The organism is Bacteroides sp. An269, assembly GCF_002159755.1.
Classification (GTDB): Bacteria; Bacteroidota; Bacteroidia; order Bacteroidales; family Bacteroidaceae; genus Phocaeicola; species Phocaeicola intestinalis.
This window is the reverse complement of sequence record NZ_NFJG01000005.1, coordinates 1-24,274: the sequence shown is the minus strand read 5'-3', so window position 1 is coordinate 24,274 and position 24,274 is coordinate 1. Positions and strand designations below refer to the sequence as shown.

Sequence of the window (24,274 nt, the reverse complement as noted above, 5' to 3'; positions counted from 1 at the left end):
GAATTATACATATCCATCGTCCAAGTGAAATGTCTTAGCAATGACAATAATCTCTTTTCAATCATCATATACTAGCGCACGTATCAGTTCATAGACTATCCACGCTGCTATGATAAGTTGGAAGCCGAGATAGATGATGGCCACGGTCTGACCGAAAAGCCATTGGGTAAGCATGAAGTGTCCTGCCACAGCTACCATACCCACCAGCAATGTACACAGATGACTTGCTATCCTTTTCATTTCCTTTGCAGATTTTGTTGTTGACTCTCAGCCTCCATCCCTTGCTCGAAGTTCTGCGAAGCCTGCTGTGTCGCCACGATGCCTGTCACCATTCCCGCAATCTTCGTCCGTTTGCTTTCTTCCGACAGATTGGCATTGCCCAAAATGAGCGACAGGCGGTTCATCTCCGAGGAGGTCAGTTCACGGTCAATCTTCACCGTACCGCTCTCTGCATGAAGCACAGTCTTGCCGTTCTCACCCACAGTAATGGTGCATTGCCTCATGCCTGGAACAAGCGAGGTCAAATCTACGAGCCGGTTGGCTGCCATGGCAGAGATAAGTCCTTTTTGTCGTTCCTCATCATTGCTGTCAATCTGCGCTGCCAACATCATCAGCGACATGAAGGTGGTCATCGCCATGTCGAGTATAGGGTCATTCGTTCCCGAAATGCCCACGCCGCTGTCCTCCGAGGAAAGGATTTTCTTCATCCAGTCCTCCGACGAAACCTTCTGCTCCTGTGGCGCATTGCTCTTGTATTTTGCCAACAGGTCATTGCCGTTATGCAGGGCCTGTAGCTTGATGTTGCCTTTCTGTCCGATTTCTGCCAGATAAGCGGCTGGATCCATATCCCTTTTTGAGCCGTCAGCCGATACACTCTTCACTCCGAAATGCAGATGCTCGCCAGTGGTTCTGGTGCCGGTATTTCCCGACACCCCCAACTTCTGACTGGCATTAACCACGTCACCTACCTTTACTGCTATGTCAGACAGATGCAGGTAGGAGCATTGCACCTTGCTGCCATCCTCACGGCTGTATTCCACGGTGACGGATTTCCCTCCTGCCGTGTTCGCATTATGGTTCACCGCCACCACCTTGCCGCCGTTCTCCGTGGCCAACACCGCCTCATGGTTCGTCTTGATGTCAATGCCCTTGTGCATCTGCTGCTTGGTGGCATCCATCGGATCCTGGCGATTGCCGAAAGGCGAGGTGATGAAGAGAAACTCCTCTCGCTCCACAGGAAAGGAATACCCGGCAGACTGCGGTACATGGGCAGCAGGCATTTCTCTACGAGGATTATTCTCCACCCCGAACGACCGACCTTCTGCCCGCATCTCAGCCATCACCTCACTGTCATACTTGTCCAGTCCGTTGGCTTCAATGATGCGCTGCAGACTTGCAGCATAACCGCCGCCCGTGGCATAGCCGGCACGCTCAATGCCCTTCGTCCATCCCTTGTAGTCGTCAGGCGACAGCGTGAAGCACTGCGCATAACGCTTGTTCTGCTTCAGGAACTGCGAGTGATGCTCATAACTGTCACCCACGCTTTTGTACTTACAGAATTTCTCGTTGGGCCTATCATCCGTATAGACTCCATACTCTCCGCCATTCTTCAACCACGATGCCGTAGCCTTGATGCCAAAGTGGTTGTTGCATTCGCGCGACAGTTGGCTCTGTCCGTTGCTGCTCTCCAGTATGGCTTGCGCCAAGATGACGGAGGCAGGAATCCCATACATCCGCATCTGTTCTTTGGCTTCCTCCGCATATTGTGCGGCATACGCTGCGTTCTTTCCCATAAGCCTATCTCCTTAGACTGGTGTGTTGTTCTGTTTCTTGACTTTCCTGTGCCATCTGCTTTCCTGTCTCTTTTCCAGGTGACACCATCTCCGTAATTCCACGCTTCGATGATGTTGTCTGCTTCGGCATTTCCAACTGGTCACAGATGGCCACCCGTTCACCAGCACGAATGAGCTTCGGCAGATAGGTGTCGAGGGCATGATATGGGAATCCTGCCATTGCCAACGGCTTGCCTTCATCATCCTTGCGCCCATTGCTCTTTGTCAGCGTAATACCCAATATTTTGGATGCCTTCACCGCATCATCCTTGTAGGTCTCATAGAAGTCACCGCAGCGAAACAAAAGAATGGCATCAGGATGCTTCTTCTTCAAGTCAAGATATTGTTGGACAAGGGGAGAGACAGCAGCCTTGACAGCCTTTTCATCCTTCTTTTCTTCTTTCTTTTCCTCTTGTTTCTTCTCTTCCCTTTGTTCAGAGCTTTTATCTTCCTTAAGTACCACTTCCTTCTGTTCATCATGCTTATCGACAATTGCCGTCTCCGCTTGCTTCACCTCCGTCGCTTCTTCCTGCTTCTCTTGTGTACTTTGCTCGACATTGTTGTCTTTCTGCAATACATCAGCAAACAGCGAGGCGGCAAGGTTCTGCTTGTAGGAATCCCTGTCAGGAGCCACCCACAATCGTTGCCATTGTGACGGACTGACACTTCTCGGCTGCAACTTCTTGCCGTCAATAGTGGCTGCACACAGGCATTCGCCCGATTTGGCACGGAATACTGCCACACGCTGGATGCGGTTCAAATCAACCTCCTGCTCATTACCTCCGAAGATGTCCACCTTCAGGTCGGGTTTCGCCTCTGCCATAGCATAATACTTCTGTGCCAGTTCCTCACGCACACGCTCGATGTTGTCCATCGACTGCTTCAAGGTGGTGAAGAAATGATTGAGGTCTCCTTTGTCGGGATAGACGGCAAAGCCCTCCTTACCTTCGGGCTTGATGTACAATGCCCACCGCTCCTTGTCATCCTTTACCAACTGCACATTGTCGAAACCGATGTCACGGCTGTGGGTTACGGCCTCAGAAGCATCCAACGAGGATAGGTCTTCGATAGACCAGTTGCGCAGTCTTGATACCGTGATTTTCTTGTCGGCGAAATAACTGTCGTCGGGACGGAAGCCCAAGGCTCCGTCGGGATTGTAGAAACGCACGTTGTCATAACCCTCTTTCTGCAAGGCATTGGTGAAGCGTTGCTTGTTCATGCCCTTGATCTCGTTGTTCACCTCCAACGATGCACCCTGTGGCAGCACCACATCGGCGGTCTTGCTGGCATCATCACGCACGATGACCACAGTACGCTGCTCCTCGTTGGGATGCTGCTTGATTTCGTCTGCTACGAAGTAGTGGTTGGGCAACTGCACCTGTATCTGCGCCGTCTCTCGCTGATGCTGGTCGGTGGCATACTCCACCTTTTCACCCAGTTCGGCTTTCTTCAACACCTTCAGCGCACCGTTCACCTCACTCTCGATGGCATCAATCAGACAAGGGTCTTCCTTCAGTTCCCTCGTCCAATAGTCCACCATGCTAAGGCTGTCCTTTGACAGACGGGCAGGCAGTCCCAGTTCGAGCATCTTCACGCCCGAAGCTATCTCAGTGATGAGTCGTTCCTTCTTCACGGCATCCTCCGACGGGGCTTTGCCGTTCTTCATGACCATGCCCTCACGTGCCAACCGCTGCTGATGACCGGTGGCAGACACCAACTGACGCATCATCTCCTGTACATAGTCATTGTAGTGCTCGAAGTCACGCTGCCGTGGCAGGTAGATGACATCCTTCTCGGTGTCGTAGTGCGCCACACCCGTGCCGTCCTGACGTACATTCACGAGGTTGTCCTTCATCTTCTGAAGGAATCCGTTGACGCACCCATGCAGCTGCTTGTCCTCCTTGTCGCCATAACCTCTATCCTCCACCGTGCCATCCTTCTTCAATGCCGTAGTGTAGGCTGTTTCGTTAGCCATAGGCAGTAGCGTCTGGTCGATATTGAACAGCACACGGATCTCACGGTTTTTCACTCCCTTGTACTGCTGTTTGTCCTGTTCCGACAGTTCTGCGTATGCCTCCTTGGTGATGACATCGTCGGGATTGTTGCGGTTGACGTACTTATTCCAATTGTAATACAGGAACGGCACACCTTTCTCATGCTCCCTCACGCTCTCACCCCGTGCCTTCGCTTCGGAGAACTGCGTAAACAGATTGCTCTTGCAACCCTTGGCATCGGAGTCAAGGGCAAGGACAAGGGCATTGAACGGACTGACCGAAAAGCCCTTGGGATAGAGCTTCGGATAGAGTTTGCCGCTTGCATTCAACCAATGTCCCTTGGCATCCACCGCACTCGTCAGTGCCTCAGTGAGCAGCGACACCTGCTTCTCCGCCGTCCGCTTCTCAAATTCTGATTTCTCTTTCATGCTTTTATCTTTTTGTTTATCTCAATCACATTCTATAATTGGCTTACCAAGCCACCGTTCCCGACAATTTTGTTGTCGGGCTTCACTGTATTCCCCTCGGTCGCACCACGCTCTCCCGTGCCTGCTCTTCGTACTGCATTGCTGCCATCTGTCGCATCTGGTCGTTCTTGGCAAGTATGGCGTTAGCCAATGTATTCAGCGGCAATGCCCCCGACTGATGCGCCCCAATCACACTGTCAGGCAGTTGAATGGTACAAGGCACATGGTCAATGTTGGCAACGAGACACCGCCCTTGCAGCATCGGGTTGCTGATACGAGGATTGAGTGGTTCATCAGGATATTGGCGGTACTGAATGCGAGATGCAGCAGGACTAACTGTAGGTGCAATGCCTTCCTGCTGTTTCCTGCCCAGCACCTCATGTCCCGCTTTGTTGAGCAGATTGGCACCTCCCATACCCATCAACAGCATCTTCAGTATAGGATTCTTCACGAACATTCCAGCCACGATAGAGGCCAAAGGAAGGAGGCTATTGTCCATATTCAGCGATTTTGTCTTGCCAGTGAACAGTCCCACCAGTACATCGGGCAGCATCGCCAACACATAACCAAGGTTCTTGCCGATGTCTGAAAAGCCGTTCAGTCCAAAACTCTGCAACAGCCCGTCCCATCCATTTTCGTTTGTTTGTAAGGCTGTTTCCTCCTGCTGGACTACAGATGGTGTTGCCTCTTCAGTCGATGAATCAGGAGTTTCTTTCGGTTCTGCCTTCTTCTCCTTCTCAGCCTCTGCATCCAGTCTCGCCTTAACCTCCAGATACTCGTCTTCCTGTCCAGGCGCAACTATCAAGGGCACATCCTTGTACTTGCCTGTACGTTTGGTTGCTTCGTTTCTCTGAGGGTCAAGGAACGTACCTTTGTTCCAAGGAAAAGAGGTCTGCTCGGTTTGTTTCGTCCAATCCATAAAAGTGATATTGCTCGTGGGAATCTTGTTCTTGAAATGGCTGTTGGTAGCCTTGATATAGCTGTTCTCGTGGTTCTTGATGACTTTTGCCTGTTTGCGGAATGAGGCGAAGACGTTGGTGCCCGTACCGAAAACTCCCTTGCTGATACACTCCTCGACACAGACCTCTTGGCTGCTACCTTTCTTGCTTAGGTGCTCCATGCCGACATTCATCACCATATCGATACCGACAAACTTGGCGAAGGTTGCCCATGAGCCAATCCCTCCCATGGCCACGACATCGGCACCCGCTCCGGCTGCCCATCCCGCTGCCTTCTCTGTTCGAGAGGGCTTATAGGCTGCCTCTCCTTTGGCTTCTATCTCTGCGGCAAGGGGTGACTTGTTCAGTTCGTAGGGCAGACCGAACAGACTGCTTTGTGCCGCCTTGCGGATGATATAGTCGGCAGAAGATGTTGGCATACGGTCTTTCACCATTTTTTCTATCATCAGCTGCTCCATGCGGTGATCGATATAGGCGTATGCCAAATCACAACCGAGTTGTTTAGAGAGTGCATCGTACCGCTCTCGTCCTATCTCCGTCACCACCGCCTTGCGCCATTCCTCAGCCATCACGGCAAGGTCACGCTGCATATCCTTGTTGCCGACAATAGCCTCCTTGCACATCGCCAGATAGTCTTCGGTGGTCTTGCTGTTCCACTTGCCTGTAATCTTCAGCGTGGCGTATGGGTCATCACCAGGCATATTGGCAGTGGCCAATGAGCGTAGGATGCCAGCCGTACTGTTGGAGTAGGCTCGCATCTCGTCTGCCTGTCTGTTGGACAAGTCCCGTTGCACCCTGCCCATCACGGGGGCAAGGTGACACCCGAAGTAGTCGCCCATCAGACGCTCTATCTCTGCGAATCGCTGACTGTTCTTAACTGCCATATACCTTGTTTATATATTATACTGCTGTAATATCTGTTCCTTTGTCTGCTCGATGGCATTGTGATATATCTCCATCTGCTTAGGATAGTGTTCCTCCAACCATGCGTCCTTGTCCACTTGGCAGTGGATGAACTGCACGGCCATACGTTCCTCAATCTCCACGGAGGGTTCCCCCTCTTCCTTACCATTGAACCATGCCTTTGTCCACCATCTCACGCCAGCCCGGTCGGGATAGACGCTCACTATCCTCGGAATGTCGAAGCTCTGGATATCCACGTCCAAGTCGGCAAGAGGGTCGATGATGCCGTCATGCGTCAGGGCTTGCTCTTGGAGTTTTTTTTTAACACCTCGTCCATCGTGGAGAGATATACCTGATGTCGCATGGCAAGATAGTTGAGAAAGTCGGCAATGAGCAGGTTCTGCACCTTAGTCGCCAAAGGCATACAGCGGTTGCCGATGCCCAAGGGATTAGCCATGCTCGGCATGGTCTCGTAGAAATAATGCTTGCTCGCTCCCAACGAGAAGATGTTTCTCAACGACTGCTCCGTATGTTCGGGCAGAGAGTATGCTCCTTGTTGAAGGTCCTCGAAGTAGGAGGGAAGGAAGCGGAGCATCAATGCCTCTATCTCCTGACGGTCGGTGTCGTAGGGTGAAGGGATGTTCATGTCCAGTTCATTGATGCCCATTTGGGAATTGTGCTCCAATGCCTTGATATTGCCGTAGAGCATGGTGAGGAACTCCAACGGATTGATTTCCTCTCCGTCAAACCTCACCTCCATGTGCAGCAGGTCGCCACTGATGGCGATGGTCTGACCGGCCTTGACGCTTTGGGAGAAGTTGGCGAAGACATTGGAGAGATGCCTGTAAGTCACTTCGTATTTGCCGTAGCGGATGGTCTGGTAGATGCCATGCTCCGCGTCCGACCCAATGGCAGAGACGGTTCCCGTTGCCACCGCCGACAGCAGGTAATGGTTCACTGAGAAGTCTATGCCGTGATGGAAGAATGTTTCTCCCGTCACGGGATTTTTCTGCTCTCCGTAACCCAAGGACATCTGCACGTCCTGCTTTATAGGCTCCTCAAACGGCATACAGTAGCCGCTCGATGAGCGCAGTATCATTTCTTCTGTATATCTCATATCACTGTATATTGGTTATCGTTTCATCCCTCTGCTTTGGGTCTCTGCTTCTTTCATGTTCTGCCCATGTGAAGACGTACCGCCTCTGTTAGGCAGAGTTTGCGCCACCTTAGAATTGTTCCCGATGATCATCGCTCCAAGCAGGGCACCCGCAATCTTGCTCATCCAACCAAAGCGTCCGAATACCATGAAGGCGGCAGCCACCAGTCCGACGATGCTCATACCCGACACGTTGCCCTTGCCGATATTGCCAAAGAGATTGCCTATCATGTCGCATCCTACGCCTCCGAACATATTCCTAAAGAAATCACTGATGCCGCTGAACTGGGTGTCCATCTTTCCGGCTACAGTGTTCACCGCATCAACGGCTTCACCAGCCTTGCCCGTCAGACGTTGCACATCGTTGGCGGTTTGTGCCACCGCTTCCGTGGCATTCTCGCCGATGACAGCATCACCTACGATGCGTGCCACGCTCTTGTCTGTGGTCAGCTTCTCCCATGTCACATAGCCTGCGGCACTACCCACTGCGGCCGTCTGCATAGCCTTGCCGGCTCCCATAAGGGTGCGTTGCGGGTGGAGTGCCGCACTGCCTAAGGTCTTTCCAGTTACTCCGATGACATGGCCAGTACCTCGTGCCGCCTTGCCACCATATTTCAATAATGAACTCCAAAATCCCATATCTTATCGTTTTTTAATCACGGTTTGACTTCGTCTTCTTCTGTCACGACTCGGCATAGCTCGAACAAGTTCGGCTCTGCTCTCGCTGCTCCATCAGTTTACGTTCTTGCCCACCTGCTTCCACCGCCTCTTGGCAGCCGCTGCTATCTCGGCTTTGTTCGCTTTGGTGGGTCTTGCCCCTTCGTCTATCTCCATCCAAACATCGCCCATGGTGGTGTATTTCACCGCCCTCGTCAGTCGCTTCAACTGCTTGTTCATCTTCTTCAGTTTGGGTCGGATGCCGAAGACTATCTCCACACGCTCCTTCTCGGTCATCTTGTTGCCCGACAGGCATACCGTGCGTATGTCATTAACTATCTCGATGCTGTTCATAATCAGCTCGCGGTATATCTTGTTGCGCTTGGCTGACAGGGCTACGGCAAGTCCGTTGGCAGGATGGGCATCCAACTGCGCCACCAATCCACCCATATTGTCCACCAACTGACCTATCTCGTGATAGAAACCATATATCTGTGCGGCATAGCTGACGATGGAACGGAAGGAGTCCAGATAGTTGTTGAACTCCCGCTGCAGGTCGGTAGTGGCTTCCACTTCCTCCTTGGTCCAGATATGGCCGGTGGATTGTAGCAGCATCACTTTCTCCTGATTCTTCAGTTCTTTCTCCGCCTTGTTGGTGTACATCAGAATCATCCCCGCAAGAGTCGGGTCGTTCTGCGCCCGCACTCCTGCAAAAGATGATATAAACATAAAAATGGCAATTGATATGAAATACTTCATGACTGATTCCTTTATCGTTAATCACTGATGGTCATACGTCCTGCTCTGCGCCATCTGCTAAGGGCTTGGGTGGCTATCTCTCCATTGCTTCGGTCTATCATCCCTGCCGTCACGCCGTTCCACACATCGGTCATGGTGTAATATCGTATAGACAGATAAAGACGATGCAGCTTCTTGCTGAAGGCACTCAGCTTGTCGTTCAGTGCCCACAGCGTCTTGCTCCTTTCCGCACCAGTCAGCATGTTCTCTTTGCCTCCTTTGGCGACTGCATCTTTCAGCAGTGTGAAGACGGACACCAATTCCGTGGCGGTCTCCATATACAGGTTGTTCATCGAGAGGGTGGCAACGATGCCTTGCGGATTATTGTTGATGGCCTTGCGCATCTTACACAAGGTGATGAATATCTTCACTCCATCGTCGTACAGATAGGTACAGGCTTTGAGGGAAGAGGCATAACCACTGGCGGTTTTCAGATAACTGTTGTACTTCTTCTCCCATTCGTGTATCTTGGTGAACTCTGCGGCGATGGTATTCTGCAACAGGGCAGTCTTGGTCTGACCTTTGATTTCCTTCTCTATCTCACCGTTGATGGCTTCGTTGCCCTCTGCTAATGCCATCCATTCCAAAGGGTTGGCAGTCACAATCTGTGCATGGGCTGACGGCACGCTCAGTACCAATGCCACGACAATGAACCAAATCTTATCTATTCGTAATCTCATATACGCCCTTTCTTCGTTTGTTCGTTTCTACTCTTGTTCGTATCACACTCACCACGTCATAGCTGTTGCTGATGCCGGTCATTTCCAGTTTCGGTGTCGTTCTATCCATCGACAACACGGTCACGCTTTTCAGTCCGCATAACTGTTGTATCAATGTCTGATGCTCGGCAAAGTCCACCACTCGGTACAACTCCATGTAGTTCACGCTCCGCTGAAACACTCCGTGCTCACAGATGAGTTGCTCGCTCCCGATATGGTAGCGGATACTCCTCAGATAGATGAATCGGTAGAGTAAACAGAGGGAGAACAGGAGGCTGAAGACAAGCAACAGGGTACTATATGCACAACCGGGCAATCCTCCGATTAGGAGCATTGCCACGCACAACAGCAACAGAGGCAGTTCGTTGATGAAAAACTGTCCGATGCTGGGGCACAAGGTGATGATGCTATTATCTTCTTGTCTCATACGCTTCTATGATATGTGTTCTTTTCTTCTTTTTCCCTTTGTTTCTCTGCCTTGCCGGCTGCGATAAACTCGGCATAGTCGAAGGTATCTGGTTCGCCCTTGGCAATCAGTTCTGCTGATTTCTTGTTGAGCAGCGCATCGTTCCAGTCCTTGTAGCAACCCAATGGATGATAGGCTTGCACATGCTCGTGACGGAAGCCCATCTCTGCTGCCACCTTCCTGAAGTTTGCAACAAACTGCCGCCCTGCATCGTCCTTGTCAAAACCCAAATAGTGCCGTGCGTTGGGAGTAACGGACAGAAGTCCTCGCATCTGTCCCTCGGTGGGTGTGCCGCCCGTAGATACATACACCATCTTTACAGGATTTATCTGATACTCTGCCATGGCATCGTAGGCACTCTCAAACCATACAATTTCGCTTGCTTTATCCAACGGCTCGCCCGTGAGGTTGGCAATCCACAGTCCTTCACTGCTGTTGCTTCCTTCTGCCTTGCCCTTGTAACCGCCGCTACCGTCCATCTTCGGTCGTCCTCGTTCCTCAAAGCCCACAGTCTTGTCGGGTGTCTTGGGCAGTACAAGCGGAAAGGCAAGGTTGGCAAAGGTAAGTCCATCCGTCCGATGCTTAGTAGCCAGACAGAAATGCCGATGAAAAGCATACTGCGTATAGAGGTCGATGCCTCGGAACTTAAAATAGGGATAAAACCTTTTCTGCGTTTCCCTGTCCTGCGGATTGAACTTGTGGATGTCGTAGTCATTCAGGTTGAATGGCTTTCCGTCCTTTCTTGGTTCTGTAATCTTCGATGGTCTGTCCTCTATGGGTTGGTTGAGCAGTCGGTTGCAGACGAGGTTGACGAGTCGGTCAGGAGACATTCCCACCTTGTTCTCTGAAAACATTTCTGGATGCTCCTTGATGAACGAAATGACATTATACACCTTCTGCTGCGGTGGTTGGAAGCAACATTTCCCATTCTGCGTGACAATGAACTTATCACCACGCACCCGTCTGCCCTCACTGTCAGTACGCACATACGACGGATAACGCAAGCCATCTCTCTTGTTCAGATGATACCCTGCGTCCACCAGTACTTCCTGTATGCTCAACCTGTCCAGAAAGTCATCGTATGTCAGTTCACTACTCATTATAAATTATAAATTGTAAATTATACATTGTTAATATCCTCTCCTTATCTCCGTGGCAACATGATTTGCTTCTGCCTCAAAGTACCTTGCCGCAATCTCCTGTGGCGAATCCACTCCCGGTTTGAAGTAAGGACGTGGACCGCCATGATGCTCTGCATAGAACTCCGGGGCTGGATGGTGATGATGGTGGCTTATGTCATGCGCCACCTCTGCTGTAACGACTGCTCCTGCCGTCAGAGCCGCCAATATCTTCGTGCCCAGTCCGGCGTTGGTTTCGGGGCGTGTCTTCATATCCACTTCACTGAAAACCTTGGAGAAGAGTTTCATGCGATGGTAGTCATCCACCGCCAAGAACTTGTCGTAGTCCTTCTGCTTGATTTCGTGCGTGATGGCTTCTCCATTGATAATGGCGGTCATGCGATACTTATCTTCGCCTTTCTTATCTCCCTCCATCGGAGGCACTTTCTCCACCATGATGTCACCGACTTTCACTTCACGCCCATGCGCTCCCTCACGATACCAACCCTTGTTCTCATTAATCAAGGCAAGGTCTTCACCTCTCACCATGGCATCGCCTTGCAACACGTCACGTCTGACAGTCTCGTCCTCTTCCAACGGAAGCAACCGTTCCTCGTCTTGTTGCTGACGCTGCTGCAACTCCTGTTCAAGTTCGGGATGCAGATGCAGGTCGATGCGCTCCTTGCTATTCAGTGTGTCCATCAGGATTTTGTCAGCAAAGTCGTCCTTGATGATGCCATTCAGCAGTTCCAAGCGTTGAACGACGGGCACTTCCTTGATGGAGTTGGAGGTGAGTTTCTTCAGTTCCTCATCTGTCAGGTCATACACCATGTCGGCATTGACGCTGTTCGACTGAATGGTCAGCGTCTTCGCATTCTCATCAATGATGATGCCATGCGATGCCAGACACTCCTGCCACTTCTCATTGGTGAAATAGACAGGCGAGGTAATCAGTTCCTTATAAGGCTTGGCTGGCTCCGTGCTTCTCGTGCGGCTGATGGAAGGCATTATGATTCCCTCCAAATCTTTCAGCACATCCTGTTGCTGAGGGCTATAACTCTGTTGCTGTCCCTTATAATAGAACCCATAACCGCCGCTCTGCAATTCGCCAGGCTTCATTCTGCCGTCCCAACGTTCAGGCACAATCGGGGCTTCGGGGAAGAACAATCGTCCTCCAACTCTGCGAAGATGGAATCCCTCCTGACTGCGTGGTGTCCAACCTAAAAAGGGTGGTGGCATATCGATGCGCCCCATCCGTCCATACTCGCCGATACCAACACGATAGCCGTGCAGCCCCATAGCTACACGACCGTTGGCATTGCGTGCATGAACGAAGTTCTTGGGCATATAGAAGTCGTTGCCCACAATGCCCGTAAAGGTATTGTAGGCTAACTTGTTGGCATGATTCGTACCCCAGTCGGTCAGAGCCAACATCTGCTTCTCGGTGATGTTATAGGTAAGCAGCGGACTGTCATGCCCTTGCACCACAAGCTGATAGCCGCTGCCATTACTCACCACATGAGCCTGCATACCATTGCGCATGAGCAAGTCACGCATCTCTGGTTGCAGGTCCATCTGTTGGGGATTCGTATTCTTTCTTATCGCCATACTTATTCTTCACTCTTCATTCTTCACTCTTCATTTATCATGCTTCACCGTTCTCTATTGCCTTCTCCAGTTCCTCATCTTTGTGATGGACAAACTGCTCCGCACTCTCTTCACAAATGCAGAGTCCGTTGTTCAGACAATAGCTCTCATATTCTTCCTGCCATTCAGCAGAATGATGGTTGACATACTCCAACCAACCGTACTCGCCGCTCTGTATCTTCTCGACGAGCACATCCTCTGGATAATATTTATTTGATGCCATATACTTATTATATTATGTGTAGATTATTTGTGCATGGAAAAAGAGGCGCGGTTGCGCTCTCCATTCTTCTTCTGCTCATTCCAAAGTTCTTCCGTGTATTCCTCTTCAGGCACATAGTCAAGATTACCGTCATCGCCCATTACCCAACAGCCATAGCACCCGAAGGTGTATTTGTCCCACTCTCGCTTGGTGTTCTCCTTCCACTTCTGACTGTCGCCTTGATTAATCCTTATGCCGGTCTTATCGTTCAGGTCAATACCCACCGTCACCTGTTCGTCCTCCATGATGAGCGTGAGCGGCTCACCCTTCTGCATCACGGTCAGTTCTGCCGAACTCAGTTTCAGTTCATCCTTCAGCACCTCCAAGTTGCGCCCGATGACAGGCGTAGGTACCGACATCACCTGATTGGTCTCCGTGTCAATCTGCACGAAAGCCTTGCTGCTCCTGCCATCAGCATCCTTAACATCGGCAAGGATAGCCTTTCCAGCCAGCAAGTCCTCCTGCTGTTCCTGAGTAAAAGCCTCCAATGGTGATTTCTCCAACTGCGGATAGAAGACCACATCCACCTTGCCGTCCTCCATACGGACCAACGCAAATCGGGTGCGGCTCTTCAATGTCTCGCCCTCATCATTATTCACCTGAATGGGCAGCAACGGTGAACGTCGTCCCTGACCAATATCTTCCAACGCCCACATGGGCAGGTCTTCAATCTTCTCTTGTGTGAGACCAAAACGAGCCAGTGTCTGATAAGGCACCTCGCTCTCTTCAAATCGTACTTGCTTCATACTTTAACTTTGAATTTGAAATTAAACTCATGCAAAGTTATATACCTATTCAGAGACAAGCAGAATTGCATAAGATAATGCGTGTTATTTTTGACGATTATTATTATTTGAGTTTGATTTCTGCTCAAAAATCAAACTCGATTGCTATATTATGTTACAATCTTCTTGTCTTCCCTTTGTTCTTTATGCCAGTCAAAGAATTGCTTGTTACTTTTGCACCATGAAACGATTTCTACTCATCACAATAGCAGCAATATTCTGTTCATCAGCAACAGTATGCGCTCAGTTCAATACCGTCACACAGACTAAGGTACACCGCAAGGCTGTGCCAAAAACGACGCAGTCCGCAACATCCGAACAACTGCCTCCGTGCTCGCCGCATCAGCGGCGAGACTCTCTTGCCTTTGCCCCATTACAAACCCAAACGGAGCAGACCGACCGCCACACGGCACTTGTCAGTCCACTCCGTCATATCTCTGTCACCAGCCCTTTCGGCTACCGCAGAGACCCATTTACAAAAAGAAAAGCCCTACACAACGGGCTTGATTTGAAGGCAAATTACGAACCCACATACGCCATGATGCACGGCGAGGTCATCAAGGTAGGCAAGGACAAACGTTCAGGCCTCTATGTCACCCTCCGTCACGGCGACTTCACCGTCAGCTATTGCCACCTCTCCCAAACTCTCGTCACCAAAGGCACCCACGTCCGTCCCGGCATCATCATCGCGCTGACAGGCAACAGTGGTCGCAGTACTGGTCCCCACCTGCACCTCACACTCAAAGACACAAAAAAAGGACGAGCCATCGACCCGTCCATTCTTCTCAATCTTATCAAGCATCCACTCTAATAGAACGCCTTGTCTTTTGTCGTTCACATCACCCCTTCCGCATTGCAATAATGTCTTAAATATCTAATCCTCAACAATTTCTATTCTTGAAAAACAAGTGTTTTATTCACGAATATAATATGATTTCGTGAAAGATGTCATAAGATGATACTAATATCTATGCTATTTGTCAATAAAGAACCCGTTTCTATGCAGATATTCTGAAACGGTTAGTGTTCCAATCCCTATCTGCTCACACAACAAAGGAAGTTTCTTGAACAACTTACCGTCATTCTGCTGCCTTGTTTCCTCCGTCATTACTTGCATCTCTTCCAGATGGATAGCGTCCGAGTGTCGTACATTCAGTGCATAAATGATAATCTTAGCATCACCTGTTTTAAGGTATTCTTCCTTTTGCTCTATGTATTCTTCTTCAGTCAGTTCCTGCTTCTTCAGTCTTACACAGAAATTGTTGTCTATCATGTTGCTGATCTCTCTGGGGCACATGGAAATAGATCCTTTGTCGGAATGACCAATTTCTTGTCTTTGAGGAAAGGCATCTTTTCAACTGCAATTCCTTTGGAGGTGCGTTTTGATTCATCCAGAATCACATCAAGTAGCATCAAATCCTTGCGGGAGAACGCCTCTTCCAGGAATGAGTACAACTGTCCGTCCTTATCCAAGGGAAGATAATTCTTGGCAATCATCACCAATGAGCATGTATCAACAACTATCGCCATAACTCCCTCTCAAAATTTGCTGGTTTGACATTGAGTCTCGAACAGAAAGTGGTCTCGTTGACCACTCCATTGAAATAGGCATATTGCATGGTTTTCAAGAATAGCGGAGAAATGATGGGCTTTGGTGTTCGCCCGCCTCTCTTCTCAGAGTTTTTCAACTTTTCCTGTTCCTCTCTTCTTCTGTATTCCTCTGCCAATTCACTCTTGACATTGCTGTAGCTCGAATAGCTGATTTTCCTGTCGATATACATCCTTGTATATAAGGCAAGACGGCTAATGTGCGTCCGTGCACTGATAGCCTTGAAGAGGTCAATGCAGTAGTCGTTACGGGAATCTACACATGCTATGTTAGCAAGTGTTTCTGCTTCTTGTCCCATAATGAACTGATATGCAAAATCATTGCACCATCTTTCGACATCACTGTATGAAGTCTGTGCCGAGATGTCCATCATGTCCACCGACTCCACTTCTTCAATCCCCAATAGACAATGCCCCAATTCATGCGCCAGAGTGAATATTTCTCGCTTGTAATGCTTATGATGCTTAAGCACTATCACATTGGGCTTAAGGTAAAAACCGTCAATGTTGGTTTTCTCTTTCTTGTTCCATGTCTCTATGTATTCAAAGACAAAAATGCCATGATCGGCGATTTTTTCTATCATCTTCACAAGAAACTGCCTATGATTGACAGTTTCCCCGGGATAAAAAAAATCTCTTGCACGTACGGCTACTGTCTTAGGGTCATCTTGTAGGGTGTAGTGTTCTATGTCAAACTTCACATCCAGTTGCGACAGTTTGTTGTATGCATCCAAAGCGTTTTTCAGACTCTCGAATCGGTTTACAGTACGGATCGACTCCAAGTTCAGCTCTGTTCCGAATGAGGTCTTGCGGAAGAAGATACTGCTGCTTGCATTGGTTGACAACTTAGAATAGTCTTGAAAGAAACTGACTTCTTTGTCGAATATCTCACCTATACGCTTCAACACCCCCAAATCAATAGAATCTCCACTGATGTCTGCGGCTCCTGTTATCCGTTTCCTGCCTTTGTTCAGAAGAGACAACAAGTCATCCACCGACATCTTGTATAATGCCAGCAGGTATTCTAAACGTTTCTTGTTAATCTCTACTTTCATATCAGCCTCGATTGAACTATTGTTGTTTTGATGCAAATGCTTAGGCACAATTTTGCGTTGCAAAATTACACATTTTCACTTAAATGGGCGAATTTTCATGCTGAATATCACTGGAATTTATGTTTATTTTGCTAAATCGCTACATTTCGCCACCAAAAAGACACAAAAATAGGACGAATCATCGACCCGTCCTTTTGTTTTTAGCCTTTTTCGTTCTAACCACAGCCTGCAATGTTATTCATCAACTGGTTCATCACTCGCATGTCTCATTTCGTAAACTGTCCATAAGGCTAACACACATTCAATGGCTATCACGGTAATGGCCGCAGTCATGCCCCACCAGTGGGCAATAAGCATAAAGATGCCAGCCTCAATGCACAACGCAAAGAGGATGGTAACAATAAGTGATAATATTCTATTCATTCTACGGTAACTGATTTAGCAAGGTTTCTTGGCTGGTCAACATTCCTATCCTTGTTGATGGCGATGTAATAGGCCAGCAACTGCAATGGGACGGAAACAACGAGAGGTGTAAGGCATTCGGGTACGTCGGGCACTTCAAGGCAATGGTCGGCGATGTCCTTCATTGCGTCATTGCCCTTGGTAATGATGGCGACAACCGTACCGCCACGCGCCTTCACCTGCCTTACATTACTGATTATCTTGTCATACAGCGAGTCCGTTGGAGCAATGACCACCGTGGGCATCTCGCTATCTACAAGTGCAATCGGTCCATGCTTCATTTCCGCAGCAGGATAACCCTCCGCATGGATATAGGATATTTCTTTCAGCTTCAACGCACCTTCAAGGGCGGTGGGGTAGTTGTACCCACGACCGAGATAAAGGAAGTTGCGGGCATAGGTGTATATCTTCGACAAGTTCTTGATTTTGTCAGCAAGTCCCAACACATCTTTTATATACCTTAATTCCGCAACACTATTATAAATATAACTTTTTAAGTACCTGAGCAACAAAAAGTTGCTCAGGATTTTGTCATGTCAGATTTTTCACCTATCTTAGTGTTGCAAATCAAAATATGTATCAAACCCGACAGACATGGCAAAGAAAGCAATAAAATCTGAGAAACTCACTCCTTTTGGAGGAATATTTGCAATGATGGAGCAATTTGACTCCACATTGTCATATGTAATTGACACAACCCTCGGTCTAAGATGCAGGCTGTATGGTTATCAATACAGCGAAATCATCCGTTCTCTCATGAGCATCTACTTCTGTGGCGGCTCATGTATTGAGGATGTCACAACTCATTTGATGCCCCATCTCTCGCTTCATCCGACACTTCGTACCTGCAGCTCTGACACTATCCTCAGAGCGATAAAGGAACTGACGCAGGAGAACATTTCATACACGTCAGATACGGGTAAGAACTACGATTTCAATACGGCTGACACCCTCAATACCTTACTGCTCAATTGTATGTGTGCAGCTGGTCAGCTGAAAGAGGGTGAGATGTATGATGTTGATTTCGACCACCAGTTCATAGAAACAGAGAAATATGATGCAAAGCATACATACAAGAAGTTCCTTGGTTATCGACCAGGTGTGGCGGTTATTGGAGATTTGATTGTCGGCATTGAGAACAGCGACGGCAACACAAACGTCCGTTTCCATCAGAAGGACACGCTGAAGAGATTCTTCGAAAGGTTTGAACAGAACAATCTTGTTATCAATCGTTTCAGAGCTGATTGCGGCTCGTGCTCTGAAGAGATCGTGGAAGAGGTTGCCACCCACTGCAAGACCTTCTATATCCGTGCCAACCGCTGTAGTTCGCTCTACAATGACCTCTTCGCTCTCAGAGGCTGGAAGAGGGGAGAAATCAACGGCATTGAGTTTGAGCTGAATTCCATTCTTGTAGAGAAGTGGAAAGGCAAGACATACCGGCTTGTGATTCAAAGGCGGAAACGGATGGACGGTGAGCTTGACCTCTGGGAAGGAGAATACACATACCGCTGCATCCTGACCAACGACTACGAGCCTTCCGTAAGAGAGATTGTCGAGTTCTATAACCTCCGCGGAGGAAAGGAGCGCATCTTCGATGACATGAACAATGGTTTCGGATGGTCCAGATTGCCCAAATCCTTCATGGCAGAGAACACAGTGTTCCTTCTTCTTACAGCACTTATCCGTAACTTCTACAAGGTCATTATCCAAAGACTTGACGTAAAGAGGTTCGGACCCAATAAAACAAGTCGCATAAAAGCGTTTGTCTTCAGATTTGTCTCTGTACCAGCCAAATGGATCAGAACATCAAGGTGGTATGTGCTGAATATCTATACCTGTAATAATGCTTACGCAGATGTATTCCAGACTGATTTTGGATGACGACTACAACTTATGGGTATGATACTGCGTATTGTCTCAAGTCGCATTGTGGGGTAAGGGGGTATTGTAGGCAGAAGTGGGTATTTCAGCCTCAATTTATCTAATAATTCAGTAATGAGAGAACGTGTACACGTAAATAGGACGATGAAGGACTTAGTTGCGGATTTGAGGCTTATGAAAAGCGTATTGCTTTCTCAATACATGCCGTTCCTCTTCGCTCAGCGACAGGAAATAGGCTTTCCATCCCGGACAGAAATTGATGTGCCATCGCCAAAAACGACCCAACAATGACTTGGGTGAACGGTCGTATCGCCGCCTCAGTGGGCACTGCTGACAGTTATGTTTCTTTTCCAATACTTTATCTATTTATCTTTCGTAAAACTCTCGTGGCAAAAATAAGGATTATTTTCAGTGATCAAGCACACAGTTCATTAAAAAAGAGAGGATTTGCTAAGATTCAGAATAACGACGAGCCATCGACCCCAACGGGAGTCGAACTTCAAGTAACCGCACATGATACAATGTGCGGGTCGAAGTGCCTTCCCAATCCACGACCCCAACGGAGGTCGAACCTTTCTACAGATTATATGGTTCGACCCCGTTGGGGTCGGATGTATAGGAGTCATCTGGCCATCCGCAAGTCTTTGACATTGCGGTTAACGGGGGTGAGACCCTTTTCAGGGTCTGTTTGTTTGCACACCTTCATTCTACATAAACGGCTAAATTCAAATATTAAAAGCGTTTACATATTGCAACGTATTTATCTGTTATGCTCCTATTAAATTGTTCTATATCCTTATACTTTTCAACTAAATCCTTTATCACAGGCGCATTTAAATCGACGTTTAGGGTATATTGAACAAAAGCACGTAGCATCTCATAATTATAATTTACTCAAGTTTCGGATTTAGGTTGAGAGGATAGATTTGGGCATAAAAAAGGCTTTGAGGATTTCCGTATGTCACGGAAATTTAGTAATTTAGAGGTGCCCAAACAACTAATTACAATCACTCAAAGCCATGAGCAAAATTACAAAAATTCCATCGGAGATCCGCAACTTTTTCACGGGAAAACGAATCAATCCCGCATTTTCCAAGTTTATGACCCTCCTTGAGGGGATGAGGATTTCAGACAAAGATCTCGGAGGGAAAAAACGTGAGAACTGTCAGCTTACCAACCTTCAACTTTTCCAGATCATATTGATTCTGCCGTTTATGGCCGTCCCGGGTTTTTCTCATTATGCCGGATCGTCAATCTCGAAACTGTTCGGGGGTAAGAAGGACCTACTCTATTCGTTTATGGCCAAGGACAATATAGACTAGCAACATCATCTGGCACATCGCCTGTCATCTCATCAAGGCCGTGACCATAAGGAAAGACTATCAAAAGAGCCATCTTCCGGCAGTGCTTATTGTGGATGATTCCGACCTGCCGAAGACCGGATTGAGGATGGAGTGTATTGGCAAGATATTCTCGCACGTGTTTCAGCGGTGCATTCTCGGCTACAAGCTGCTGGCCCTGTGCTGGAGCGACGGCCGCTCTCAATTTGTCGTGGACTTCTCGATTCACGGCGAGAGAGGGAAGGTCGATGGCAAGGAACAAGGTCTTACGGCCCGGCAGCGCGAGAGGCGCTACAACCGCAAGCGTGACAGAGACTGCCAGACCGAAAAACGCAAGGAAGAGTATTTCGTATCCAAGCTTGAGCGCCTGAAGAGCATGGTGAAGAGACCATTGGAGGATTGTTCGCCGATATATATGAAGGCGTACACGAGCTCACCGTCGTGGAAAAGATCTGGTCAATCATTATTGATGTAATAGCAATCGTGGCTGAGATTTTTACCATTGACGAGAACGAATTGATGGAGCAAATTATACGGGATAACCGCAGGTTCAAGGCCATGCAACTGATCGCTCAGACTGCATAAAACCTAAATCCGAAACTTGAGTAAAATACATAACTGTAATAATCTACTACTAATCTAAAATAAAGCGATTATAAGCTATCCTTTTTCCTGTGTTTGTTTTAAAGTTTTCACCTATACACTTTTTTATCTTTTCCTGTTCTTTTTCTTTATCCATAACCGTTAAATTTTCAAGCAAATCAGCTTCCCATTGTATTTGAAAATCAAGTCCATCAATTTTAGATGGAGTATGATGGTTGCCTATTATAAAGCATATTCTATCAATATTTTTGTTATAGCCTACCTTTTTTAATATTTCTTTCGCTACTGCTGGTCCTTCCTTTTCTTGATAGACACCATCAATAGAACCGTATTTTTTTTGTGCTTCAACCGCACCAATATCATGTAGTATAGCAATAATACTGATGAATTCTTTTTCTTCCTCTCCGATATTTTCTCCGTTCATTATATCTTCTGCATTTTTCAAAACTTTAAGAGTATGCTCTATGCCAAAAGGAATTTCTTTGAATACTTCTTTCATCTCTATAATAATTTTTTCTTTAAACATAAATTACCTCCATTTATACCTTATAGGTGTTTTAGTTCTATCTATCCACTTTTTTGTTCGCCGATACAATCAGCATCATGGGACGGCGCATTTCATCCTGCATCCCCGGAATATCCATCATGTTTTCCGGCGGCTGCGGCTCCACAATATGATTTATTATAAAACCATTTGAAAGCAGTGTATTTAGATATGTGGTCAGTGTTCTATGATATTTTGTAACCTTTTCTCCCAAAAACACAGCTGTCCGTTTGCCCTCATAATAATAATTATCCACTGGAAAATGCAGTATTTCTCCTTTTTCGTTATAATGCCAGTCTTGTGTTCCATAGGCAGTAAAAACAGGATGTTCAACCGTAAAAACTAGCTTACCACCAGACTTCAGTATTCTATATATCTTTTTTACTAAAATCTCATAATCTGCTACATAGTGAAACGCAAGTGAGCTTAATATTACATCAAAACTCTCCTCTGGGAATTCCACATCTTCTATAGCACAGCATTTATATTCAACCTGTGGAAAATGTGTTTTTTCTTTGGCTACCTCGAGCATTTTATGAGAAATATCAACACCTACAACAGAAGACGCTCCGTGTTCCATCGCATAAATACAGTGCCATCCATAGCCACATCCTAAATCAAGCACACGCTTATCTTTAAAATCCGGCAGCAGCTTTCTCAATGTTTCCCATTCTCCTGCACCGGCTAGTCCCTGCTGTGAGCGACTCATTTGACTGTATTTTTGAAAAAATATATTATCATCATATTTGTTTTCTTTCATCTGAATTCCCCCTCGTTTAAAAAGTTATTTATCTCCGTTGCAATTTTTTTCACTTCTTTATATAGCTTCTCGGTCATATCGTAGCATTCAAAAAGTGAAAGACCAAGTACTTCAAAAATATGATTTACCCTTTCGGCATATTTTTTAGGTTTATATTCAAAAGTTTCAAGCAGTTTTATAGCTTTCTTTTCGTTAATGCAATAAGCATTATTGCATGCAAATAGTACTTGATTTAAGCATGAAATAATACGAAAAACATGGCCTGCAATATAATATTTATCCTCTGCTCCCGCATTTGCTTTTACAAACATTAAAGAGAATTCTGCTTCAAATAAGAAAAAGTTTATCAAGCTCTTCTTTAGAGCACCAGGGTAAATTTCCGCCTGATTTTTTAATTCGCAAAAGCTTTCATTTTTAGCATATTGTATCTTGCTGATAGCCAATTCTCCACGATACATAGCACTTATATAACCATGGGGATGCCCGGTCTGATAATTTGCAGTAACAATTCCTTGCTCCGTATCCTTGATTATTTGTTCCACCCGTTTTATATCACGTAAAATCAGATCAACATGATACCCGTTAATAACTAACCATCCGCCTCCATTGACCCAATCACCCCACGCTCCGGGAGGTACAACAAGGTTGTTTCTATTCTCATCATCCAACTCTGTAGCAATTTGGTTAATCGCTGTCAGGTCAAATGATTCTTGATTGTAATAAATTCCGATATCTATATCAGAATCCTCTGTATGGGTACCTCTTGCACGGGATCCCCCTAATACGATGCCTTCTATAAAAGGCAAAGAGGATAATTTTTCTGTCACTGATTGAATAATATTATATATCATACGAACACACTCCTTTATTTTGCATCTAATTTTCTAATCTCAGTTATCATTGGGCAAACTATTGCAATGCAAATAATTAAAATACCTGATAGTAAAAACCAATGATTTACACCGATTCTATCAGCAAAGAATCCAGAAAGAATTATCCCAATTGGCATAGCAAGAGACATGATACTTCCAGTTAAAGAAAATACACGTCCTAAATATTCAGGCTTAATTTTCTCCTGAAAAAGAGCTGTTTGCACACCGCTGTAAAACGGAACCGAAAGCCCCATTATTGCACAGCAGACTACAAATATGAAAAATCCACTTTGGGGAAGTAATCCTGAAATGGTTAAGCTTATCCCCATCATAAAAATGGATGCCGTTATTAATAAGATTCGCTTTTGGTAATTCCCAAATAACCCTAATAATAGACCCCCTATCAACATACCAGAGGCATAAGCAATCTCCGTAATAGAAATATGCATCGGTGTACCATTAAAATATTCCATAGTGATTAAAGGATATAAAGCATTTATGGGCATATAAACAAACATATATAATGTTCCAACGAGTAATAAAGCAAATAATCCTTTATTTTGCCGTAGTACAGCCATTCCTTCTTTCATTTCTCGTATGAAATTTGGTTTCAAACTTTGCACTTGATCACCCAGCTTAGGAATACGTACAATTGCTACCGTAATAGATGCAATCACAGCACCCAATACATCGATGGCAATAATAGCATTTAGTCCCCAAACGGAGTATAAGAGTGCTGCAACCGCCGGACTAACAATATAGCTTATAGACTGCAAAGACTGACTATAGCCTGCACATTTCGTAAGCTGTTCTTCTGGTACTAAAAGTGGAGTAACCGCATTGAGAGCCGGGGTATGAAAAGCTGTTCCAATGCTACGGATGAACAATACTACCATAACCATCCAGATAGGTAACTCCATATACAATGCAACAATAGCTAGCACGGCCCCAGCTGCTGCGATAATTAAATCAGCACCAATCATTATCTTCTTCCTATCATGACGATCCACTAATACACCAATGGCTGGTCCAAAGACCGCATAGGGTAAAAAACCTACAAGTGAAGCCATAGACAAGACCATCGCAGATCCTGTTTTTTCTGTAAGGTAAAAAATAATCGCCATTTGCAGGATGGCACTAGTGATTAATGATACTGCCTGCCCTGCCCATATTGTATAAAACTTAAGTTTCCAATTGTTGTATTTTTCCATTTTATTATCTCCCTTAATTCCGCAACACTTTGATTTAACTTTATTTATAAGTTCCTGAGCAACAAAAAGTTGCTCAGGATTTTGCCGTGTCAGATTTTTCACTTATCTTAGTGTTGCAATTAGAAAACAAGCGAAAATCGTAACAAGGCGCTGAAAAGGTACAAATAAAATTCGA

26 protein-coding genes and 2 pseudogenes are annotated in these 24,274 nt (G+C 46.7%); 4 read left to right on the top strand and 24 right to left on the bottom strand.

Going from position 1 to position 24,274, the window contains the following annotated elements; translation table 11 throughout:
- Positions 1-57: 57 nt before the first annotated feature.
- The 14 genes from B5F71_RS02305 to B5F71_RS02240 all read right to left on the bottom strand — a co-directional run bounded on the left by B5F71_RS02305 (position 58) and on the right by B5F71_RS02240 (position 13,724).
- Positions 58-240, bottom strand: coding sequence for a hypothetical protein (locus B5F71_RS02305; RefSeq protein WP_005816263.1), 183 nt, complete (start codon positions 238-240; stop codon positions 58-60).
- On the bottom strand, positions 237-1,793 hold the full coding sequence (locus B5F71_RS02300) for a glucosaminidase domain-containing protein (RefSeq protein WP_005816260.1): 1,557 nt from the start codon (positions 1,791-1,793) through the stop codon (positions 237-239). Before B5F71_RS02300 ends, B5F71_RS02305 begins: the two co-directional genes overlap by 4 nt.
- A 4-nt stretch (positions 1,794-1,797) precedes the next feature.
- Positions 1,798-4,254 carry a zincin-like metallopeptidase domain-containing protein gene (locus tag B5F71_RS02295; RefSeq protein ID WP_005816257.1) on the bottom strand — a complete coding sequence of 819 codons (2,457 nt, stop codon included), beginning with the start codon at positions 4,252-4,254 and terminating at the stop codon, positions 1,798-1,800.
- 82 nt (positions 4,255-4,336) lie between these two features.
- The gene (locus B5F71_RS02290; RefSeq protein ID WP_005816255.1) at positions 4,337-6,136 is read right to left on the bottom strand and encodes a hypothetical protein; all 1,800 of its coding nucleotides are present in this window, start codon (positions 6,134-6,136) and stop codon (positions 4,337-4,339) included.
- Between the two features lie 9 nt (positions 6,137-6,145).
- Positions 6,146-6,418, bottom strand: coding sequence for a hypothetical protein (locus tag B5F71_RS02285; protein ID WP_007897422.1), 273 nt, complete (start codon positions 6,416-6,418; stop codon positions 6,146-6,148).
- A gap of 32 nt (positions 6,419-6,450) precedes the next feature.
- The gene (locus B5F71_RS02280; protein ID WP_005816253.1) at positions 6,451-7,272 is read right to left on the bottom strand and encodes a M23 family metallopeptidase; all 822 of its coding nucleotides are present in this window, start codon (positions 7,270-7,272) and stop codon (positions 6,451-6,453) included.
- Positions 7,273-7,287: 15 nt separating this feature from the next.
- A complete protein-coding gene (locus B5F71_RS02275) occupies positions 7,288-7,950 on the bottom strand; it encodes a hypothetical protein (protein ID WP_005816251.1) in 663 nt (220 codons plus the stop codon).
- A 93-nt stretch (positions 7,951-8,043) separates the two neighbouring features.
- Positions 8,044-8,727 (bottom strand): hypothetical protein, encoded by a 684-nt coding sequence (locus B5F71_RS02270; protein WP_005816248.1) that lies wholly within the window; start codon positions 8,725-8,727, stop codon positions 8,044-8,046.
- 17 nt (positions 8,728-8,744) lie between these two features.
- Positions 8,745-9,446: a hypothetical protein gene (locus tag B5F71_RS02265; protein ID WP_005816246.1), complete on the bottom strand. Its 702-nt coding sequence runs from the start codon at positions 9,444-9,446 to the stop codon at positions 8,745-8,747.
- Complete coding sequence (locus B5F71_RS02260) at positions 9,427-9,912, bottom strand: PH domain-containing protein (RefSeq protein WP_005816244.1); 486 nt, start codon at positions 9,910-9,912, stop codon at positions 9,427-9,429. The genes B5F71_RS02265 and B5F71_RS02260 overlap by 20 nt, the downstream gene beginning before the upstream one ends.
- Positions 9,909-11,051, bottom strand: a complete 1,143-nt coding sequence (locus B5F71_RS02255; RefSeq protein WP_005816242.1) for a toprim domain-containing protein — start codon at positions 11,049-11,051, stop codon at positions 9,909-9,911. Before B5F71_RS02255 ends, B5F71_RS02260 begins: the two co-directional genes overlap by 4 nt.
- Before the next feature lie 30 nt (positions 11,052-11,081).
- Positions 11,082-12,677: a hypothetical protein gene (locus tag B5F71_RS02250; RefSeq protein WP_005816239.1), complete on the bottom strand. Its 1,596-nt coding sequence runs from the start codon at positions 12,675-12,677 to the stop codon at positions 11,082-11,084.
- A gap of 37 nt (positions 12,678-12,714) precedes the next feature.
- The gene (locus tag B5F71_RS02245; protein WP_005816237.1) at positions 12,715-12,939 is read right to left on the bottom strand and encodes a hypothetical protein; all 225 of its coding nucleotides are present in this window, start codon (positions 12,937-12,939) and stop codon (positions 12,715-12,717) included.
- Between the two features lie 23 nt (positions 12,940-12,962).
- Entirely contained in the window at positions 12,963-13,724 is a 762-nt protein-coding gene (locus tag B5F71_RS02240) for a DUF4099 domain-containing protein (RefSeq protein WP_005816235.1), read from the bottom strand.
- A 220-nt stretch (positions 13,725-13,944) separates the two neighbouring features.
- Here B5F71_RS02240 and B5F71_RS02230 point away from each other — a divergent pair, with 220 nt between their 5' ends.
- The gene (locus B5F71_RS02230; RefSeq protein WP_007837448.1) at positions 13,945-14,574 is read left to right on the top strand and encodes a M23 family metallopeptidase; all 630 of its coding nucleotides are present in this window, start codon (positions 13,945-13,947) and stop codon (positions 14,572-14,574) included.
- 162 nt (positions 14,575-14,736) lie between these two features.
- Here the strand turns inward: B5F71_RS02230 and B5F71_RS20920 are convergent, their stop codons facing one another.
- The 5 genes and pseudogenes from B5F71_RS20920 to B5F71_RS02210 form a co-directional block, all read right to left on the bottom strand.
- Positions 14,737-15,060 carry a hypothetical protein gene (locus B5F71_RS20920; RefSeq protein ID WP_241148535.1) on the bottom strand — a complete coding sequence of 108 codons (324 nt, stop codon included), beginning with the start codon at positions 15,058-15,060 and terminating at the stop codon, positions 14,737-14,739.
- Entirely contained in the window at positions 15,033-15,293 is a 261-nt protein-coding gene (locus B5F71_RS20915; protein WP_241148534.1) for a hypothetical protein, read from the bottom strand. Before B5F71_RS20915 ends, B5F71_RS20920 begins: the two co-directional genes overlap by 28 nt.
- Positions 15,284-16,426 carry an ImmA/IrrE family metallo-endopeptidase gene (locus B5F71_RS02220; RefSeq protein ID WP_007897423.1) on the bottom strand — a complete coding sequence of 381 codons (1,143 nt, stop codon included), beginning with the start codon at positions 16,424-16,426 and terminating at the stop codon, positions 15,284-15,286. The genes B5F71_RS20915 and B5F71_RS02220 overlap by 10 nt, the downstream gene beginning before the upstream one ends.
- 234 nt (positions 16,427-16,660) lie before the next feature.
- Positions 16,661-16,849, bottom strand: coding sequence for a hypothetical protein (locus B5F71_RS02215; protein ID WP_005816226.1), 189 nt, complete (start codon positions 16,847-16,849; stop codon positions 16,661-16,663).
- Positions 16,846-17,343: pseudogene (locus B5F71_RS02210) on the bottom strand (SIS domain-containing protein); the annotation flags it as partial. The gene B5F71_RS02215 and the pseudogene B5F71_RS02210, both read right to left, overlap by 4 nt.
- 139 nt (positions 17,344-17,482) lie before the next feature.
- Here B5F71_RS02210 and B5F71_RS02205 point away from each other — a divergent pair.
- Positions 17,483-18,769: an IS1380-like element ISBaov1 family transposase gene (locus tag B5F71_RS02205; RefSeq protein ID WP_007664617.1), complete on the top strand. Its 1,287-nt coding sequence runs from the start codon at positions 17,483-17,485 to the stop codon at positions 18,767-18,769.
- 153 nt (positions 18,770-18,922) lie between these two features.
- On the opposite strand, the gene B5F71_RS02200 is transcribed toward B5F71_RS02205, so the two are convergent.
- The gene (locus B5F71_RS02200) at positions 18,923-19,123 is read right to left on the bottom strand and encodes a hypothetical protein (protein WP_007837439.1); all 201 of its coding nucleotides are present in this window, start codon (positions 19,121-19,123) and stop codon (positions 18,923-18,925) included.
- A gap of 665 nt (positions 19,124-19,788) precedes the next feature.
- Between B5F71_RS02200 and B5F71_RS02190 the strand changes: the two genes are divergently transcribed.
- Positions 19,789-20,091 carry a hypothetical protein gene (locus tag B5F71_RS02190; RefSeq protein ID WP_007664625.1) on the top strand — a complete coding sequence of 101 codons (303 nt, stop codon included), beginning with the start codon at positions 19,789-19,791 and terminating at the stop codon, positions 20,089-20,091.
- 40 nt (positions 20,092-20,131) lie between these two features.
- Positions 20,132-20,584, top strand: a complete 453-nt coding sequence (locus B5F71_RS20590) for a hypothetical protein (protein WP_007664626.1) — start codon at positions 20,132-20,134, stop codon at positions 20,582-20,584.
- 159 nt (positions 20,585-20,743) lie between these two features.
- Here the strand turns inward: B5F71_RS20590 and B5F71_RS02175 are convergent, their stop codons facing one another.
- The 4 genes and pseudogenes from B5F71_RS02175 to mef(A) form a co-directional block, all read right to left on the bottom strand.
- Positions 20,744-21,238: an HD domain-containing protein gene (locus tag B5F71_RS02175; protein ID WP_007897426.1), complete on the bottom strand. Its 495-nt coding sequence runs from the start codon at positions 21,236-21,238 to the stop codon at positions 20,744-20,746.
- Between the two features lie 37 nt (positions 21,239-21,275).
- Complete coding sequence (locus B5F71_RS02170; protein ID WP_008766909.1) at positions 21,276-22,016, bottom strand: class I SAM-dependent methyltransferase; 741 nt, start codon at positions 22,014-22,016, stop codon at positions 21,276-21,278.
- A pseudogene (locus tag B5F71_RS02165) lies at positions 21,997-22,867 on the bottom strand (nucleotidyltransferase domain-containing protein). The gene B5F71_RS02170 and the pseudogene B5F71_RS02165 overlap by 20 nt, the downstream one beginning before the upstream one ends.
- Before the next feature lie 14 nt (positions 22,868-22,881).
- The gene (gene mef(A) / locus B5F71_RS02160; protein ID WP_087207475.1) at positions 22,882-24,099 is read right to left on the bottom strand and encodes a macrolide efflux MFS transporter Mef(A); all 1,218 of its coding nucleotides are present in this window, start codon (positions 24,097-24,099) and stop codon (positions 22,882-22,884) included.
- Positions 24,100-24,274: the final 175 nt, after the last annotated feature.